Raw genomic sequence first — 17,427 nt, 5'->3', positions numbered from 1 at the left:
GAGGCCGCACCGAGGCGGCCGTCCGGGTGAGGCCGCCTCGGGGGGCGGCCATCGGCGCGGGCCACCGAAGCGGACCACCGGGCAGCCGGCCGGGGGCGCCGTGAAGAGGTCCACCCCGCCCCCGGTCACGCACCGGTCAGTGCAGGGTCTTCAGCATCTCGGCCCCGAACGGCGTGATGTCCTCGGTACGCCCGTGCAGGGTCTTGGCGGCCCACTCGGGGTCGGCGATCAGCGCACGGCCGACGGCGACCATGTCGAACTCGTCGCGCTCCATGCGGTCCAGCAGCTGCTCGATGCCGGTGACCGAGGAACTCCGGCCCTGGAAGGCGCCGAAGAAATCACCGTCCAGACCGACCGAGCCGACGGTGACCGTCGGCCTGCCGCTGATCTTCTTCACCCATCCGGCGAGGTTCAGACCGGAGTCGTCGAACTCGGGCAGCCAGTAGCGCCGGGTGGACGCGTGGAAGACATCGACGCCGGCCTCGGCCAGCGGCGTGAGGACGCTCTCCAGCTCCTCGGGCGTCCGGGCGAGCTTCGCCTCGTAGGACCCCATCTTCCACTGGGACATGCGGAAGAAGAGGGGGAAGGCGTCCGACACGGCCGCGCGGCAGGCTGCCACGATCTCCGCCGCGAGACGAGTGCGCGCGACGATGCCGCCCCCGTAGGCGTCGGTGCGGCGGTTGCTGCCCTCCCAGAGGAACTGGTCGATCAAGTAGCCGTGCGCTCCGTGCAGTTCGACGCCGTCGAAACCGAGCCGCTCGGCGGCTGCCGCCGCGTCCGCGAACGCGGCGATGACGTCGTCGAGGTCCTTCTGTGTCATGGCGCGCCCCTTGGGCTCGCCCGACAGGGACACACCCGAGGGGCCGACCGGCTCCGCCTCGGCCACGGGCGGGGCGCCCTCGGCGCGCGTGACACCCACGTGCCACAGCTGCGGGATGATCGCGCCGCCCTCCCGGTGCACGGAGTCCACGACGCCCGCCCAGCCCGCGAACGCCTCCTCGCCGTGGAACAGCGGGACCCTGGCGCTGGTGCCCGCGGAGGCGTGACCGACGTAGGTGCCCTCGGTGATGATCAGCCCCACACCGCCTGCGGCCCGGCGGGCGTAGTAGTCGGCCACGTCCTGTCCCGGGACGCCGTTCGGGGAGAATTCCCGGGTCATGGGTGCCATGGCGATCCGGTTGCGCGAGGTCAGTCCCCGTACCGCGAAGGGGCGCGAGAGGGCGTCCGCCGCACGGCGGGCATTCTGGTCTGTCACTGCAGGTCCTGTTCATCGGGGCGGGGCAGGTGCTTCCGTCACCAACAGGCGAACGCGCTCACGCCATCCCTGTGCCGGGCCCATGTGGTCAAGGTCTCCCGGGCAGCTCCTGAGCCGGCGCGGTGTTCGTCGTACGCCGCCGCAGGGCAGACTCCCCGGCCTGACCCATGAGGCGGGGCGCCGGCCAGGTGCCCCGCCCACGCGATGAGCGGCCGGCGGGCCCGGCACCGAGCGGTGCCGGGCCCGCTGCGGTGAGGGGGTTCCGGCCGGGGTGCCGTCGGCAGCCCTTCGGCTACTTCGGCGGGACGAGCTTGCGAAAGTACGTCCAGCTGGTCTCGTTCGGCTCGCTCCACTCCTCCGGGGCCCGGGCGAACTCGGGGTGGTGGCCGGCGATGTGGGCACGGATGCGTTCGGGGACCTCGGCGTACGAGCCGAGCTTGTGGCCCCGGCAGTGGAAGGTGAGGCCGCCGGGCCGCCGTCCACGGGCCATCCACGGGAGCCACGGGGACATCCGGGTCCAGGACATGGTGGCGGGGACGCCGGCCGCCGGGCCGGCCAGATCGGCGCGGTCGGCGAAGAACTGGAAGAGCTCCAGGGCCTTGTACGTGTCGCCGGCCGAGTGGACGGGGTACCGGTCCGCCGGCAGCGGCGAGGGGTAGGCCAACGGGATCTCCAGACTGAAGCAGACCTGCCCGCCGAGCTCGGTCACCGGAACCGGGTAGGTCCCCCACTTCTGGTTCGCCGGGTCGTTCCAGACGTGCACCACCGGCAGGTCCTGCCAGGTCTCCAGGATCTCGCGGGTGACGGGGTCCAGGTAGAAGGCCGCTTCGCGGGAGAGCAGCCGGCAGGCGTCCGGGCCGGCTTCGGGGTCCTGGACCAGGCGGGCGACGTTGATCCCCTCGAAGCCGAAGACGCGCAGGTAGGGCTCCTCGGGGGCCCAGGAGTACACGTCTCCGGACCACCAGTACGTGACCTCCGCGCCGTCGAGTGAGGCGCGGGTGCGGGCGAAGGAGCGGAGCAGCTCCGCGGATGTCGTCATAGGGATCACTCTGCGCGACCACGGCGCCGGGCGGGCGGTAAACGTCCAGTCCGGCCGTCCCCGCCCCGACTTCGGTGCCGAAAAAGCTACCGAAGAGGGATGAGCACCTGTTCGGCGCCCCTTTTTCTGTGAGTGCCGTGTTTTCCTGCGATGCGGGGGGATTCGTCCGCCGTTCTTTCGGAACGAATTGCTCGGAAGCGTTTCCGCCCCGTCATGAGGGTGTGGATATGCGTCAGGGAAAGTGGTTGATCGTTTTCGTGATAGAGTCTTGTCGATTCGCAGGACGCCACGATTAAAAGGGGAGCGGCGTGAATACCGAGAAGGTCACGGCTCGACGTCTCACGGCTGAAGACATTGCAGAGTTGGGGCTCCAGGACGGCATCTTCGTTTCGGCGGGAACGGAAGGCCTTCCTCTCGACTGCTATGCCCCGGCTTTCCTCACGAAGCCGGGAAAGGATTTCGAAGGAGGGGCCTTCACCGCGAGGACGGTCTTCGGTGAGGAGATCCATGTCCTCCCGGACAACGCCGACGAGGGCGGGATCTGGGCCGCCGACGAGGCGGGGGAGGAGATCGAGGTCCTCCAGAGCGCCGGCGTCCTCCTGAACCTCGCCCTCTTCGTGCCCGGCGGGAACAAGGAGTCGCTGGACTCGCTCTACTCCGCCGCGCGGGAGGCGTTCGGCGCGGGAGTCGTCCAGCGCTGGAGCGAGGAGACCGTCGCGGTGCCGGACGTCAAGGTCGACCTGTACGAGGAGCCGGCCCGGGCGCGGAAGAACACGAACAGCCAGAACCGCGACCGCCGCGCCCTGGACATCTACCCGACCCGCGTGCGGTTCCTGGAGCCCAGCGAGGGCTGGAAGTTCATCGTCGAACCGCACAAGGAGATCGTCGATGACACACCGACGATCTGATCTGACGGCGGCCTAGAGGGCACGCAGGCGGCATGAGCCCTCCTCCTGGTGGCGAATTCGTTCAGGAGGGCGTGGCGACCTGCGGGCCCCACGGCTGTCGGCATCAGCTCAGCGGGACGCCCGGCTGGAACCTCCGGCCGGGCGTTCTGCGTGGCCGGGTGCCGGGTGCCGGGTGCCGGGTGCCGGGTGCCGGGTGCCGGGTGCCGGGCGCCGGGTGCCGGGTGCCGTGGCGACGGCGTCGAGACGACCGCCGCTGCGGACGGGGAGGAGTCCCCCGGCAGGAACGGTGACCGGGCCGGTGCGAGCCCCGGCGGTGAGGCGGGCGAGCGGCGCAGGACGCCGTCGCCCGATGCCGCGCCGGACCCGGGCGACGAGGAAGCCCCGGCCGCCGGCCGGGGCTTTCGTCATGGAGCGGGTGACGAGAACCGAACGCGTGCCCCGAGCCCGGGAGTCATCCGGTGAGCAGGCGGCGATACGCCACTGGCCTGCGGGGGCAGGCCGCCGCACCGCTGATCCGAGTGCCGGTTCCGCACCCGGCCGACCGCCCCGCCGGCATGTTGCGGCACGGTCGTAGCCGGTGCGGCCTGCGGCTCGCCGTCCGGTGGGTGACGTGGCGGACCAGGCCCGTACCGGGCTGCCGGGATTCCCGGTGGGTGTGCGGGGGCCACCATCACGGCCGGCCTGCCCGGGGCCGCCGTCCACCCGCGACCGTCCTTCCGCGCATGGGACAGGACCGTCTCCCGCTCGTCTTCGTACACCGCGATCGCTCGTGGCTCGCCGTCGTGACAGGCCTTTCGGAAACCGGGCTCGTTCCGTGAACGCGGACACGGGAGAAGGAACCGGATGCGAGCTGGAAATATCGTCGGGGCGGTGGCAGGGGACGGGGAATTCCGGTGAAAGCCCGGGAGGCGAAGAGAGTGGACTGTCCCAGGCCCATCCGAAACCGGTGCGGAAGGAGACGGTCATTCCGGAACGAGCGAAAATTTTGAGCGCCATGTATTCGTTCTCGTCGGTGAGGGCGGTGGCTTCCTCCGGGACTTCGGGGCCCGCGGAGCCGTCGATGTCCACGCGGACGCGCGTGTCGGATCGCCTCCCGCTCGCCATTGTCCTGTGATCGCATTTCGAAAACCGCCCCGTCCCGGGACTCCGATGTCAGCGCCCCCGGAATTCTCGCCTGTGGCGACGGGCACGTCCTTGCCGCGTGTTTCTCGGCCGACGGGCTGCGCCCTCTTCTGCGACGGGCCCGTTGTCCGCACACGGCACGGCCGTTTCCCGGGATCGCCGGACCGGTGAATGCGATCGCCTGCCCTCGGCCTCTGTGGCCGAACCGGTACGTGCTGGTCCCGGCCTTGGCCACGCTGCACGCCACGCCGGCCGGACACACGGACATCCCGCCCGGACGATGGGCCATGGCCGTGCGCCGCGGACGCGGTCAGGCTTGCCGCATGACACCGACAGACGTGACACGTACGGACACGACGAGCACCGGGGAAACCGTGCTGGTCATCGGCGGCACCGGCAAGACCGGCCGCCGGACGGTCGCCCGGCTCCGCGAGCTGGGCGTGGAGACCCGATCGGCCTCACGGTCCGGTGACACCCTGTTCGACTGGGCGGACCGGACCACGTGGCGGCCGGCCCTCGACGGGGCCGACGCCGTTTACCTCGTCCCCCTGGACACCTCGCCCTCCCCGACGCCCGCCTTCGTCGAGCAGGCCGTCGCAGCCGGGGTGCGGCGGCTGGTGCTGCTCTCGGCCCGGGGCGTCGACGTACCCGGCTACTTCGGCTCCTCCTACGAGGACGGCGGCCCGCACGCGGAGGGCGAGAAAGCCGTCCGGTCCTCGGGTGCCGCCTGGACGATCCTGCGGCCCGGCTGGTTCGCCCAGAACTTCAGCGAGGGCGTCTTCCTCGACGGCATACGCGCCGGCGAGCTGGCCCTCCCCGCCGGTGAGGGCAGCGCCGCGTTCGTCGACGCCGACGACATCGCGGCGGTCGCCGTCGCGGCTCTGACCGAGGATGGTCACGACGGCGAGGTGTACGAGCTCTCCGGCCCCCGTGCGCTCGGCATCGCCGACGTGCTCGACGAGATCGCGAAGGTGACCGGCACACGTGCCGCCTACGTGCCGGTGGAGGAGTCCGTTTTCAGGGCCGGCCTGGTGGCCCAGGGGCTGTCCGAGGAGGAGGCCGTGCTCTGGACCGACGCGATGAGGCCGATCCGCACGAGCCAGGAGGCCCCGGTCACGGACGGCGTCCGAAGAGCACTCGGCCGCCCGCCGCGCGACATCGCCGACTTCGTCCGTGATGCGGCGACGGAGGGCGCCTGGAACTGAGGGGGCCGGGATACGCGGGCACCGGGCGGGCCACGGAGTGTTCCGGCAAGCGCCCTGACCCCGCGCACACCCCGGGGCGCCTCGGCTCCCTTTCCCCGGAGCGGCCCGACGCGCCCGGCCGGAGCGGCCCGTCCTCCCGCTCCGGCCGGTCAGCCCGCCGGCAGGGCGGGGTCCGGTACGTGGGCGGTGGCGGCCTCCTGCCGGTACGCGCTCGGGCTCTCGCCCCGGATCCGTTTGAACGCCGCGCTGAAGCCGAACGCGTCCGCGTAGCCGACCCGCCTGGCCACCGCCGCCACCGTGAGTTCCGGACGGGTCAGCAGATCGGCGGCGAGCGTCATGCGCCACTCGGTCAGATACGAGACCGGCCCGTCCCCCACCAGTTCCGTGAACCGCTTCGCCAGGGTGGTCCTCGATACGCCCGCCCGGCTCGCCAGCTCCGCCGTGGTCCACGGGTGTGCTGGATCCTCGTGGATCGCACGCAGGGCCGGTCCCGCCACCTCATCGCCGAGTGCGCCGTACCATCCCGGCGGCTCGGCCTCCGGGCGGTCGAACCAGTCCCGGAGCGTACACACCAGCAGCCAGTCCAGAAGCCGGTCGAGCACGATCTGGTGTCCCGGCCGCCCGCCGCCGATCTGGGCCTCCAGGTAGTCCCGCATCGGCGCGCAGTCCTGTTCGTCCGGTACCACCAGGACCGGCGGCAGAGCACGGAGAAGCCGTTGCGGAACCTGTGTGCGTACGTCGTAGGTCGCGGCCAGCAGCACGGTGGAGCAGCTGAGTTCCAGGTCCAGGTCCGAGGGGGCCGGGGAGTCCCCGGCCCGGCGCACCTCCCGTGTGTCTGCCCTCCGCTCCGCCCCCGTACCGTTCGCCGGGTCGTCGGTGAAGGAGAACGGCGCGGGCCCCCGGACGATGGCGGCCTCGCCGAGCGCCACGTGTCGTGCCTCCCCGGCCTCCGGCACGATCCACCCGGCACCGCGCAGCGGCAGACACAGGGTCAGGTACGCACCGTCGGTGAACCGCAGGGTCCACGGGGGCCACAGCACCGACCGGCCGAACACCGCGCCCCTGCCCCGCACACCCCGTAACAGCTCGTCGAACACGTCCATGGCAGAAACGATAGTCAGCACCACAGGGGTTCGGACGGTCGCCTGTGCGCGGCGGACGGGCGGCCATGGTTCCGGCGCCGCCGGCAGGACCGGCCGCCGGGTCGTGACCCTGGGCGCCGCAGTCGCCGCAGGGTTCGGCGACGGCGGCCTGCACGGTGTGCTGCTGTCGCTGGGGGCGCTCGTCGGGGAGGCCGCCTTCTCACTGCTCGCTCTTCCCCTGCTGCCCGGACTCGGCCCCTGAGGGGCGGCGCCTGCCCCGCGGCGCTGGCCGTGCCCATGCTGCCGGCCGCGAGCATCGCCCTGGACGGCACGAGCTCCCTCCGCCTGCCCTCTCCCACCGAAGCGGCCGCCTTCGGCTACCTCGGTGTACTCGTCACAGCCACTGCCTTCTTGCTCTGGTACGACGCGCTGCGCCGGCTGGGCGCCGCACGTGCCGGACTCTTCGCCGGACCCGTCCCGGTGGGTGCACTGGTCACCACAGTCGCACCCGGGCCCGGCGAGGCGGGCTCTGCAGGTGCTGCCGGCGTTCTGCTCGTCACCGCGGGTGTCCTGACCGGTCTGCGGCAGCCTGCACCGACCGGCGTCGCGGGGCGGGCCGGCCGTCCTGTCCGTCGTCCCCGGACCGAGGAAGAGGGCCGGGCGCCGGCGTCATCCGGACGTCAGTAGCGCAGGCTCGGTGACCAGGTGCTCGGTACCGGTGCGACCCAGCGCTTTGAGGAACTCCGCTGCTGCCCTGGCAGCTTGTCCGGTGACCGGTACCCCCTTGATCCGGGACAGGGCCCGGCCCGGACGAGGCATGTTGGCGCGGGCGTGGCCGACTTCCACGAGGGTGTCCGCCCCGGTCACCAGATCGGCCCCCATGCCGTGGAAGACCTTCAGAATCGCGAGGAGTTCGCGGTCCTGCGCGATCCAGGCGGACAGTCCTTCCGGGTCCAGGAGGACAGTTTCGACGCGTTCGCTCACGCGGCGTCCGCGTCCTCGGCGGTGCCGAAGACCTTCGCGCGGCCCTCGGCGAGCTCCTCGTCGCTGAAGCCTCCGTGCTCCTCCTCGTGCCGGCGGAGGTCGTCGCCCAGCAGTTGGTGCCGGATCTGGCGGGCCGCTGCTTCCGCCACGTAGCCGGAGACGTTGTCCGTGAGCTTGCGCAGCTCCGCCACCTGATCGCCGGGGAGCGTGACGGTGATGCGAGTCGTTGAGGACATGGGCGAAGCAGACCGGAGTATGCGCCGGGAGGCTCAGGTCATGGCCCGCGAAGCCCACGACAGCAGCTGTCATCACAGCGCTGGGCTCAGCTGCTCGGCGGGATCGCGCCGCGCCTCCCGCCGGCCTGGGACAGGCCGTCCAGCGGCCTGAGGAACCGGCGCTCGTAGCGCTTGATGCAGCGGGTCTCACGAGCCAGGTCGAACGCTTGCCGGCACTCCGGGTCGGACATGCTGTCCGAGCGGTACTGCTCGTACGCGGCCAGACTGGGGAAGGAGAACAAGGCGTAGGCGATGTCGCTGTCGCCCTCACTCGGCAGGAAGTAGCCGTGGTGTGTTCCGCCGAACCGGTTGACGAGCCGGACCCAGCGGCGACCGTACTCCTCGAAATCCTCAAGCTTGTCGGCGTCGATCTCGTACTTCAGGTGAATGGTGATCATGCTTGCATGATGCCGTGTCACGGACGGGCACCCGTACGACCGGGGCGGCGGCTCTCGGTCCGCGACCCCCCTGTCGCGTGGTCCGCAAAGGGGAGGGAGGCGGGTGTATCAGCAGGTCACAGCACACGGCAGGGCACGCGACAGGGTCCCGGGCAGCCCTTGCGCGGGAGTCGGGGGCGGGGTCCCCCTTCCCCGCTCGGCCGGGGTCGGTATTTTCCCTGAAATCTGACAGGGGCTCAACAATGCGGCGACGGGTGCGCCCCTCGTCCGGGCGGCGGTCCCGCCGGCGAAGCCGCGTCACCGCATGCTCGTGAAGCCGCGTCACCGGACATGTGCGGAGGCGCGGCTTCCCTCGTAGCGAAACCGTGACAACCGCCTCCGACCTGGGCTTCCGCACGAGCGGCCCTGGTCTCTGCACTGTGTGTATACATGGCACGTATACACAGTGTGTAGAGTTCTTGGCATGTCAATCGGTCACACCCTCCTGGGACTCCTGGAGTCCGGGCCGCGCCACGGCTACGACCTCAAGCGCGCCTTCGACGAGAAGTTCGGTCACGACCGGCCGCTGCATTACGGCCAGGTCTATTCGACGATGTCCCGCCTGCTGAAGAACGGCCTCGTCGTCGTCGACGGCATCGAGGCCGGCGGCGGTCCCGAGCGCAAGCGGTACGCGATCACCGACGCCGGGATCACCGACGTGCAGCGGTGGCTCGCCACGCCGGAGAAGCCCGAGCCGTACCTCCAGTCGGCGCTGTACACGAAGGTCGTCCTCGCGCTGCTCACCCATCGGGACGCCGCCGACGTCCTCGACACCCAGCGTTCGGAGCACCTGCTCAGCATGCGCGTCCTCACCGACCGCAAGCGCAAGGGCGACCTCGCCGACCAGCTGATCTGCGACCACGCCCTGTTCCACCTGGAGGCCGACCTGCGCTGGCTGGAGCTCACCGCGGCGCGCCTCGACAAGCTCCGTGAGGCGGTGGCCCGATGACTCCTCCCGCAGGTTCGCTGCTCTCGGCCGAGCAGCTCCGCAAGGCCTACGGCCCGACCCTCGCCCTCGACGGCGCGGAGTTCTCGATCCACCCGGGCGAGGTCGTCGCCGTGATGGGGCCCTCCGGGTCGGGCAAGTCGACGCTGCTGCACTGCCTCGCCGGGATCGTCACGCCCGACTCGGGGACGATCATGTACGGCGGGCGGGAGCTGTCCGCCATGAGCGACGCCGAACGCAGTGCGCTCCGGCGCTCCGAGTTCGGTTTCGTGTTCCAGTTCGGGCAGCTGGTGCCGGAGCTGACGTGCGTCGAGAACGTCGCCCTGCCGCTGCGGCTGAACGGCACCTCCCGCAAGGAGGCCGAGCGCGCCGCGCTGACCTGGATGGAGCGGCTGGAGGTCGACGACCTGAGGAAGAAGCGGCCCGGTGAGGTCTCCGGTGGCCAGGGGCAGCGGGTCGCGGTGGCACGGTCGCTGGTCACGAACCCGCGCGTGCTCTTCGCCGACGAGCCGACCGGCGCCCTGGACTCCCTCAACGGCGAGCGCGTGATGGAACTCCTCACGGACGCCGCCCGCTCCACCAACGCCGCCGTCGTACTGGTCACGCACGAGGCACGGGTGGCCGCCTACTCCGACCGCGAGATCGTGGTGCGGGACGGCAGGTCCAGGGACATGGAGCGCGTCGTATGAGCCTGTCCACGGGAGAACGGCCGCGGACCCTGCCGAGGGGTCCCGCCCCGGGCGGACGGAGCCGGACGCGGCGCGTGGCCGCGGACCTGGCCATGGGCGTCCGATTCGCCTTCGCCGGCGGGCGCGAGGGGTGGACGCGGGCGGTGCTGACGGCGGTCGGCGTCGGGCTCGGCGTGGCGCTGCTCCTGCTGACGACGGCGTTGCCCAACGCGCTCGAGGTCCGCCACGAGAGGGAGGCCGCCCGCACCGACATCACCTTCACCGACGAGCGGCTGCCGAAGGCCGACGACACCCTCGTGGTCGCCAACGTCGGTTCGGACTTCCGCGACGACAGCATCCGGGGCCGGGCCCTGGAACCCGAGGGGCCGCGGGCGCCGCTGCCTCCGGGGGTGGAGCGGTTCCCGGCGAAGGGCGAGATGGTGGTCTCCCCCACGCTGAGGGAGCTGCTGGAGTCGGACTCCGGCGCGCTGCTGCGCGAGCGGCTGCCGGACCGGATCGTCGGCACGATCGGGGAGAGCGGGCTGATCGGCTCGGCCGAACTCGCCTTCTACCAGGGTGCCGAAGGGCTCGCGCCGCACATCGACAGCGGCCGGATCGTCCGCATCGACGGGTACGGCAACCCGAACGCGACCTCCGAGCGGTCCGACCCGGTGCTGCTCCTGCTGATCCTGGTCCTCTTCGTGGTGCTGCTGATGCCGGTCGCGGTCTTCATCGCGGCGGCGGTGCGGTTCGGCGGGGAGCGGCGGGACCGGCGGCTGGCGGCGCTGCGGCTGGTGGGCTCCGACAGCGGCATGACCCGGCGGATCGCCGCCGGCGAGGCGCTGGCGGGCGCGATGCTGGGGCTGGTCTTCGGCGCCGGGTTCTTCATGGTCGGGCGCCAGTTCGCGGGGACCGCCGAGGTGTTCCACATCAGCGTGTTCCCGAGCTATCTCAACCCCTCGCCGCTGCTCGCCCTGCTGGTCGCGGTGGCCGTGCCGACGGCGGCGGTGCTGGTGACGCTGTTGGCGCTGCGCGGGGTCGTCATCGAGCCGCTCGGTGTGGTGCGCGCGGGCCGGCCGCCCCGGCGCCGGCTGTGGTGGCGGCTGCTGCTGCCGCTTGCGGGGCTGGCCATGCTCTACCCGATGATCGGCGACGGACGGGACAACGGGGACTTCAACCAGTACCTGGTGACCGGCGGTGTGGTGCTGCTCCTGGTCGGCGTGACCGCGCTGCTGCCGTGGATCGTGGAGACGGTCGTCGCCCGGCTCGGTGCCGGCGGCGTCGCCTGGCAGCTGGCCGTGCGCCGGCTGCAGATGAGCAGCGGTACGGCGGCCCGCATGGTCAACGGCATCGCGGTCGCCGTCGCCGGGGCGATCGCGCTGCAGATGCTGTTTGCGGGCGCCGAGGACGACTACACCAAGTCCACCGGGCAGGACGTGGCGTGGGCGCAGATGGAAGTGACCCTGCCGAACGCCGTGCCGGTGGCCCCGGCGGCCGGGAAGTTGCGGGACACCAAGGGTGTGAACGAGGTGTACGACTACTCCGAGGGCTACCTCGGTGACCGCGCCCGCGACCCGGAGGACGCCACGACCGTGACGGTGGGCGGCTGTACCGCGCTGCGGGAGATCGCCGATCTGCCCTCGTGCGCCGACGGGGACGTGTTCGCCGTCCACGGCGCCGAGTGGGACGCGGGGGTCGACGTGGCGAAGCTGACCGCCCCGGGACGGAAGCTGTACCTCGACCCGTCGTACGAGGGCAGCCCGAAGAGCCTGGAGATCCCCTGGACGGTGCCGCAGGGCGTGAAGGCGGCGAAGCCGCGTCACGGTCTGCTGGCCGGGATCGACCGGGGGGGCATCCTGATCACGCCGAAGGCCGTGCCGGACACGCTCGCGCCGGCCCTGGAGGGGCACGCCTACCTCAGGCTGGACGAGTCGGTACCGGACGTCCATGACCGGGTGCGGAACACCGCGGCGGCCGTCGATCCGCTGGCGAGCACCGTGACGTGGGCGGAGGCGGAGCGCACCGGCCGGTTCGAGGCCATCCGCACCGGCCTGTTCGTCGGGGCGGCGTGCGTGCTGGCGTTGATCGGCGCGAGCCTGCTGGTCTCGCAGCTGGAGCAGCTGCAAGAGCGGAAGAAACTGCTGTCGGCCCTGGTGGCCTTCGGCACCCGGCGCCGCACGCTGAGCCTGTCGGTGCTGTGGCAGACCGCGATCCCCATCGCCCTGGGCCTGCTGCTGGCCTCGGCCGTGGGCCTGCTGCTGGGCACGGTGCTCCTGAAGATGACGGCCACTCCGGTCCGCGTCGACTGGACCGGTGTCCTCGCCATGACCGGCATCGGCGCCGCGGTCGTCCTGACGGTGACCCTCCTCAGCCTGCCACCGTTGCTGCGGCTGATGCGGCCGGAAGGGCTGCGCACGGAGTAGCCCGGAGCAGCGGCCCCTCGGGCCGGGCCGTCCACTCGGCCGGGCCGGCCCACTCCGCTCATGGCCGTAGCACCGTCGGGGTTCAGCCCCCGGCGGTGCGTACCGGCAGGTCCGTCATCGCCTCGCGCGGGGCCGCCGCCAGTTCCTCGTACTCCGCGGCGCGGGCCGCCCCGTGCGCAGGGCGAGGGCGATGCGGCGGGCGGGGGCCGGGGCGGCGAAGGAGGCGGTGAGGAGCTGGCTGGAGCGGTAGGTCTCCACGCGGACCGCCGTGCGCGGCAGCAGCGTCACCCCGAGGCCGCCCGCCACCAGCTGCACCGGTGTCGACAGGCCGGCGGCCGTGGTCATGGAGGAGGGCAAGCCGTTCCGGCGTGCCACCTTCGGGCGGAAACGGCGCCGGGCCCGCGTGCCCGTCGGCTTCCGCTTCTACGGTCTCGTCACACCGGCCACACCCTGGCCACCCGGTCCGGGGTCACCCTCAAGGACACGATGGTCCGTGTTGGCCAGTCGTCGGAGAAAGCCGCTTTGATCCACCAGCACTCGGGCCTTGAGCGACAGCAGGAAGTCGTGAGCGGGTCGGACGGCCTCGTGCGGTCCGCCCGTAAGAAGACTGATCAGGGGCCTTCTGGTGCGGATCTGGTGCGCGACCCCTGAACTGGTCCGGACAACGAAGAAGCCCCAGGCCGCTGGCCTGGGGCTTCTTCGTGGAGCGGGTGACGAGAATCGAACTCGCGCTCTGAGCTTGGGAATCACCGGTCCTTACGGTGGCCTCAAGCGCTCTGACCTGGCAATACGCCGCTCTGGGCGCTCCACTGGCGTGGTCTCGTGGTGCCGTTGTTCACCGCTGTCGACCGCTCGGCTGGGCACGGATGGGGCACGAGCGGTGGCGGTGCTACGGATGTCTGCTGAGGTGCGCACCGATGTCGGTAGTGGACACCGGTGGCGCTCACGCTCATGACCAGTGGGAGCAGTCATCTCCGTGCCCGGGTGCGAGGACCGAAGTTTTCACTGAGATGCGTCGGAAAAGGGGTGGGTGGTTTGCCCCCACGTGAATACGAATCGGCCCTGTGCGGTGTCGTACGTGACGTCGGCCCCAGAGCGCTGCACGGCGAACTGCTTATGAAGCCATCCGTCCATCGCGAGTGCTGCCGCTTCAGACTGGTAGTCGCTCAACGGGTAGTCAAGTGAAGAGACGCGAATGAGGAGCCCTCCGGGCACGAGTTCGCTCAGTGCAGGGGCGTTGATGGACACGCCGAACGCCATCCAGGCGGCGTCCTTCCAGTGCAGGCCGGATGCAGGTAGGCCGAGCCAAATGTTCCGGTGGACCTGCATGCTGTGAGGAGGAATTCCGTCTTCGGTCCCACAGGCTTCTGCCCGCAGATTCACCGCGAGCCCGCCCGTCGGACCACGGAATCGAAAATTGAATGATTGAATCATGTTCCTTCAGTCCATAAAGTTCAGAAGATCGAAAATTCGCCTGTGGAAATAGTGTTCGTCCCCCATTCCGGTATGCCCGCGAATGTAGTCAAAGTCGTGGGGCTGTCCATCTCCGTACAGGCGACTGTACCGATCCATGAAGGCTTCCGCTTCGGCCGGGGACATCTCCACGACATCCGCCTTGTGCAACGAAGAAAAATCTGAATCAGAAATCTTGAACCGCAGGACTTCAACGTCGGCGCCCCGGCCGCGGAGTCGTTCTGCGTAACGCGCCGCTTCTTCCGCCGAGCTCCATGAGTAGACGCCCTCACCGTACTGTCCGCGAATGTCCTCCGTTGGCCAGGGCGTTCCGTCCCCCCGCAGGCGAGTCGCGTTTGCGGCGTCCTGAACAGAGTAGAACTCATGATATTGGGGAGCGAGACCGAGCGGGTCCGCCCAGGTATGGGGGTTGTGGACGTACGTGGCCGGATTGGGTGCCGGGGCCAACCCGAGGGGATCAGGGGTGAGGTAGCGGGCGGTTTCGGGATCGTAGTGGCGGTGATGGTTGTAGTGGAGCCCGGTTTCCGGGTCGTAGTACTGGCCGGGAAAGCGCAGCGGTGTGTATGCGGTGCTCTTCCTGGACCAGGCAGTCGTGCCCCACAGTGCGGAGCGGCTATGCCAGGCGAGGTTGCCTGTTTCGTCGACGAGTTCGGTGGGACTGCCGACAAGGTCGGTGACGATGGCGAAGAAGCGTTCGTCGACCGTTCCCTGATGCAAGTCCGTGGTGTGGATGCGTTCGGCTTGTGCCAGGGGGCGTAGGCCCTGGTGATCCCAGGTGAGGGTGACGGTGTTCGGTAGATCCGCCGACTCGGTGGATTGTTCGCAGAGGGTGGAGCCGTCCCAGGTGAAGCGGATTTCCTCCAGAACCTTTTCCCCGTCAGGGTCGAGGCGCTGCTTGGAAATGCGACGGCCGAGGGGATCGTACCGGTAGCGCCACCGGGTGCCGTCCGGCGTGACGACGGAGGTCAGGTGGTCCTCCGCGTCCCACTCGTAGCGCCAGGTGTCGGGTTTACGGGAGAGCCGGTTCTTCTGCCGCAGGGTGATACGGCCGGCGGCGTCGTGCTCGTACCGCACGTCTCCGGCCCTGGTGATGGCGGTACCGGAGTAGGCGCGGGTGCCGGTGGCCTCGTGGCCCGGGTGGGAGGACGGCCAGGATGCCGAAGTCTGGTTGCCGACCGTGTCGTAGGCGTACCGCTCGGTCCAGTTGGCGGCGGTGACCTCGGTGACCCGTCCCGCCACGTCGAGGCCGAACACGTGAGGGCCGCGCAGAGTGTCGTCCAGAGCCACGAGATGGCCGTCGGCCCGGTAGGTGTACGAACGGCGGTTCACGGTGCGGTTGCCCGTGGTGAGATGTTGTGAGGACAGGCGGCCCGCCCCGTTCCAGGCGGAAGTCAGGGTGAGCATGTCGTCGAAAGCGCGCTCGACTTCCTGGCCGGCGGCGTCGTAGGTAAAGGAAATCTGGTGATCGCCGCTGGTCAGATGCGTGGGACGTCCGGCCGGATCGTATCCGTAAGCCGTGCGTCGCCCAGTGGGAGTGGTTCGTCGGGTACGGCGGCCCAGGGCATCGTGGGCGAAGGTGAGGGCGCGGCCGTCGGCCAGCTCCGTCTTGACATGGCCCCCGCGACCGTACTGGTAGACCAGTTCGGCGTCCGGCCCCGCCGCCTGGACCATGCGACCGGCCCGGTCATAGGTGAAGGTACTCACCCGGCCTGAGGCATCCTTTCGGATCACTCGGCCGAGCGGGTCGTACTCATATGCCACAGTTTCGCCGAGCATGTTCGTACGAGCGGTGATCTGGCCAGCCGGATCCAGGACGTAGGAGCGGACGCGCCCGTCGAAATCCGACTCGGATATGAGCCGGCCGGCCTCGTCGTAGGTGTAATCCCAGGTAAGTCCTTGTGGATCGGTGACCTGGGTCAGGCGTAGTTCCGCATCGTGGGTGAACTCGTAGCGGGCGCCGTCCGCGCCGGTACGTGCCTCGAGCAGGTCGAAGTGGGTGTACTCGAAGCGGGTGATACCGCCGCCGGGAGCGGTGTGGGTGAGGCGGTTGCCCTCGCCGTCGTAAGTCCAGGACTCTGTCGCGCCGTCCGGGGAAGTGCGCCGGGCGAGCTCGCCGTCGTCGGTCCATTCGAAAGTGGTGACCGCACCGAGTGCGTCTGTCAGGCGCACAGGGCGTCCCAGGGCATCACGCTCGTAGAGCGTTCTGGCTCCGAGCGGGTCGGTGACCTCCAACGGCAGGCCGGCGGGGTCGCAGCGCACTCTGGTCACATTTCCCAGCGCGTCGCTGACCGAGGCGAGGTGGCCCCTCGAGTCGTACCTGTAGTGAGTGCTGTGGCCGGCAGGGTCGGTGACGAGGACGCGGTTGCCTCGTTCGTCGTATTTCTGCTCCCAGCGCGCACCGTCGGGTCCGGTGAACTGACGGGGCAGACCGAGCGCGTCGCGTTCCGTGCGTAGTTCGCTGCCGTCGGGGCGAATGAGGGCGGCGAGCCTGCCCTCCTCGTCGTAAGCGAAGGTGGTGGTGCGGCCCAGAGGATCCGTACGGGTCAGCAGGTTGCCGAAGGGGTCGTAGGTGAAGCGGGTGGTGTGCCCAGACGGGTCGGTGGTGGCGAGTATGCGACACGTGCCGTCGATCAGGTGCCTGGTGGTGTGGCCCTCGGCGGTAGTCAACGTGGTGACTCGGTGACCGGTGGACGGGTCGGGGTCGGTGTAGGCCAGGGTGAGCTGGAAATGGCCCGCCTCACCTCCCTCGGCGACCACACGGTCCTTGTGGTCGTAGGAGTACCCGTAGCGGCGGTTGTTGGAGTCGATCCAGGACGTCACCCGGTGGCGGTCGTCGTAGGCGAAAGTGAGAGCCGCGCCCGACGGCTTGATGACAGTGGTGAGGATTCCGTCGGTATAGCCGTACCCCATGACGCGCGTCGGTACGCTCCCGTCGACGGCTCCGGATGCGGTCCGGGGCGAACCGACGAGGTCAAGTGCGTGGATGCGACCGCCGGCTGTCGTCACCCGAAGGTGGTAGCCCGAGGAATGGACGAGTGCCTGAGGGGTGCCGTCGTCGGTGCGGTCAATGGAGATCGTCCGCCCGTTGCGGTCAGCGATTTCGACGAGCCAGGCGTCACCGTCCTCGCCGGGAGCGGCTTTGGGCGGGGCGGCGAAGCGGCGTACCAGGTGGCTTGAGGAATCAGTGACGGTGTAGTCGCCGTGTGTGTCACGGCTCAGGGTGCTCCGAGTGGTACCGGACTCCGGGAGCGTGGGCAGTCCCGGCACGGGGTGGGGGTAGGTGATCAGCAGGCCGTCAGCGGTCACGTGGACTACCCCGGCTGCGTCGATCTCCAGGCGTTCGTCGACGGTGGAGGCCCAGGAGGGTCCGAAGAAGCGGCCGGCGGTGTAGCCCGACTCCGTCCGGCGGGTGAAGGCGAGGGGCAGGCCACCGGGGAGGACCACATCGGTCTGGGGCAGGAACATGTGCCCCGATGCGAGGTCGACCGGATCGGTGCCTTGGATGGTGCGGATGTTGTCGGGCCGGTTGTGGGTGCCTTCGGGGGCGTCGTCCACCAGGCGGCGGGCCTTGTTCGCGTCCTGTGCGAGGTCCGCGAGCTCCTTCGCGACC

General features: G+C 70.2%; 14 protein-coding genes and 3 pseudogenes. 8 read left to right on the top strand and 9 right to left on the bottom strand.

The genetic code is table 11. The annotated features are described in order from the left end of the window. Positions 1-136: 136 nt before the first annotated feature. Together ACF1FZ_RS33420 and ACF1FZ_RS33415 are read right to left on the bottom strand one after the other, a co-directional pair. Positions 137-1,255 carry an NADH:flavin oxidoreductase gene (locus tag ACF1FZ_RS33420; RefSeq protein ID WP_391777131.1) on the bottom strand — a complete coding sequence of 373 codons (1,119 nt, stop codon included), beginning with the start codon at positions 1,253-1,255 and terminating at the stop codon, positions 137-139. Between the two features lie 292 nt (positions 1,256-1,547). Continuing rightward, positions 1,548-2,294: a DUF1838 family protein gene (locus tag ACF1FZ_RS33415; protein WP_391777130.1), complete on the bottom strand. Its 747-nt coding sequence runs from the start codon at positions 2,292-2,294 to the stop codon at positions 1,548-1,550. 308 nt (positions 2,295-2,602) lie between these two features. Between ACF1FZ_RS33415 and ACF1FZ_RS33410 the strand changes: the two genes are divergently transcribed. Next, positions 2,603-3,202 (top strand): hypothetical protein, encoded by a 600-nt coding sequence (locus ACF1FZ_RS33410; protein ID WP_391777129.1) that lies wholly within the window; start codon positions 2,603-2,605, stop codon positions 3,200-3,202. 1,445 nt (positions 3,203-4,647) lie between these two features. Continuing rightward, positions 4,648-5,529, top strand: a complete 882-nt coding sequence (locus tag ACF1FZ_RS33405; protein WP_391777128.1) for an NAD(P)H-binding protein — start codon at positions 4,648-4,650, stop codon at positions 5,527-5,529. A 149-nt stretch (positions 5,530-5,678) separates the two neighbouring features. Here ACF1FZ_RS33405 and ACF1FZ_RS33400 read toward each other — a convergent pair whose 3' ends face one another. Further along, on the bottom strand, positions 5,679-6,632 hold the full coding sequence (locus ACF1FZ_RS33400) for an AraC family transcriptional regulator (RefSeq protein ID WP_391777127.1): 954 nt from the start codon (positions 6,630-6,632) through the stop codon (positions 5,679-5,681). Here ACF1FZ_RS33400 and ACF1FZ_RS33395 point away from each other — a divergent pair. Together ACF1FZ_RS33395 and ACF1FZ_RS33390 are read left to right on the top strand one after the other, a co-directional pair. After that, the gene (locus tag ACF1FZ_RS33395) at positions 6,631-6,873 is read left to right on the top strand and encodes a hypothetical protein (RefSeq protein WP_391777126.1); all 243 of its coding nucleotides are present in this window, start codon (positions 6,631-6,633) and stop codon (positions 6,871-6,873) included. The two genes, ACF1FZ_RS33400 and ACF1FZ_RS33395, sit on opposite strands and share 2 nt — an antisense overlap. 35 nt (positions 6,874-6,908) lie before the next feature. Continuing rightward, on the top strand, positions 6,909-7,298 hold the full coding sequence (locus ACF1FZ_RS33390; protein ID WP_391777147.1) for an EamA family transporter: 390 nt from the start codon (positions 6,909-6,911) through the stop codon (positions 7,296-7,298). A gap of 12 nt (positions 7,299-7,310) precedes the next feature. Here the strand turns inward: ACF1FZ_RS33390 and ACF1FZ_RS33385 are convergent. From ACF1FZ_RS33385 to ACF1FZ_RS33375, 3 genes and pseudogenes are all read right to left on the bottom strand, one after another. After that, positions 7,311-7,595: pseudogene (locus tag ACF1FZ_RS33385) on the bottom strand (DNA-binding protein); the annotation flags it as partial. Continuing rightward, positions 7,592-7,831 carry a hypothetical protein gene (locus tag ACF1FZ_RS33380; RefSeq protein WP_391777125.1) on the bottom strand — a complete coding sequence of 80 codons (240 nt, stop codon included), beginning with the start codon at positions 7,829-7,831 and terminating at the stop codon, positions 7,592-7,594. The gene ACF1FZ_RS33380 and the pseudogene ACF1FZ_RS33385, both read right to left, overlap by 4 nt. An 86-nt stretch (positions 7,832-7,917) precedes the next feature. Continuing rightward, positions 7,918-8,268 (bottom strand): NIPSNAP family protein, encoded by a 351-nt coding sequence (locus ACF1FZ_RS33375; protein ID WP_391777124.1) that lies wholly within the window; start codon positions 8,266-8,268, stop codon positions 7,918-7,920. 463 nt (positions 8,269-8,731) lie between these two features. Between ACF1FZ_RS33375 and ACF1FZ_RS33370 the strand changes: the two genes are divergently transcribed. The 3 genes from ACF1FZ_RS33370 to ACF1FZ_RS33360 all read left to right on the top strand — a co-directional run bounded on the left by ACF1FZ_RS33370 (position 8,732) and on the right by ACF1FZ_RS33360 (position 12,344). After that, entirely contained in the window at positions 8,732-9,256 is a 525-nt protein-coding gene (locus ACF1FZ_RS33370) for a PadR family transcriptional regulator (RefSeq protein ID WP_391777123.1), read from the top strand. After that, positions 9,253-9,942 (top strand): ABC transporter ATP-binding protein, encoded by a 690-nt coding sequence (locus tag ACF1FZ_RS33365; protein ID WP_307126172.1) that lies wholly within the window; start codon positions 9,253-9,255, stop codon positions 9,940-9,942. The genes ACF1FZ_RS33370 and ACF1FZ_RS33365 overlap by 4 nt, the downstream gene beginning before the upstream one ends. Before the next feature lie 92 nt (positions 9,943-10,034). Continuing rightward, positions 10,035-12,344: an ABC transporter permease gene (locus tag ACF1FZ_RS33360; RefSeq protein WP_391777146.1), complete on the top strand. Its 2,310-nt coding sequence runs from the start codon at positions 10,035-10,037 to the stop codon at positions 12,342-12,344. Between the two features lie 82 nt (positions 12,345-12,426). On the opposite strand, the pseudogene ACF1FZ_RS33355 reads toward ACF1FZ_RS33360, so the two are convergent. Next, positions 12,427-12,695: pseudogene (locus ACF1FZ_RS33355) on the bottom strand (LysR substrate-binding domain-containing protein); the annotation flags it as partial. Here ACF1FZ_RS33355 and ACF1FZ_RS33350 point away from each other — a divergent pair. Further along, positions 12,685-12,995, top strand: a pseudogene (locus ACF1FZ_RS33350) (site-specific integrase); the annotation flags it as partial. The pseudogenes ACF1FZ_RS33355 and ACF1FZ_RS33350 sit on opposite strands and share 11 nt — an antisense overlap. A 351-nt stretch (positions 12,996-13,346) precedes the next feature. On the opposite strand, the gene ACF1FZ_RS33345 reads toward ACF1FZ_RS33350, so the two are convergent. After that, complete coding sequence (locus ACF1FZ_RS33345; protein WP_391777122.1) at positions 13,347-13,778, bottom strand: hypothetical protein; 432 nt, start codon at positions 13,776-13,778, stop codon at positions 13,347-13,349. A gap of 6 nt (positions 13,779-13,784) precedes the next feature. Continuing rightward, positions 13,785-17,427: RHS repeat-associated core domain-containing protein (locus ACF1FZ_RS33340; RefSeq protein WP_391777121.1), on the bottom strand; the 3,643-nt coding region annotated here is incomplete at its 5' end.

Source organism: Streptomyces sp. NPDC014623, from assembly GCF_043088245.1.
Taxonomy (GTDB): domain Bacteria; phylum Actinomycetota; class Actinomycetes; order Streptomycetales; family Streptomycetaceae; genus Streptomyces.
Note: the sequence above shows the minus strand (reverse complement) of the source record. Positions and strands in the feature narration are given on the sequence as shown.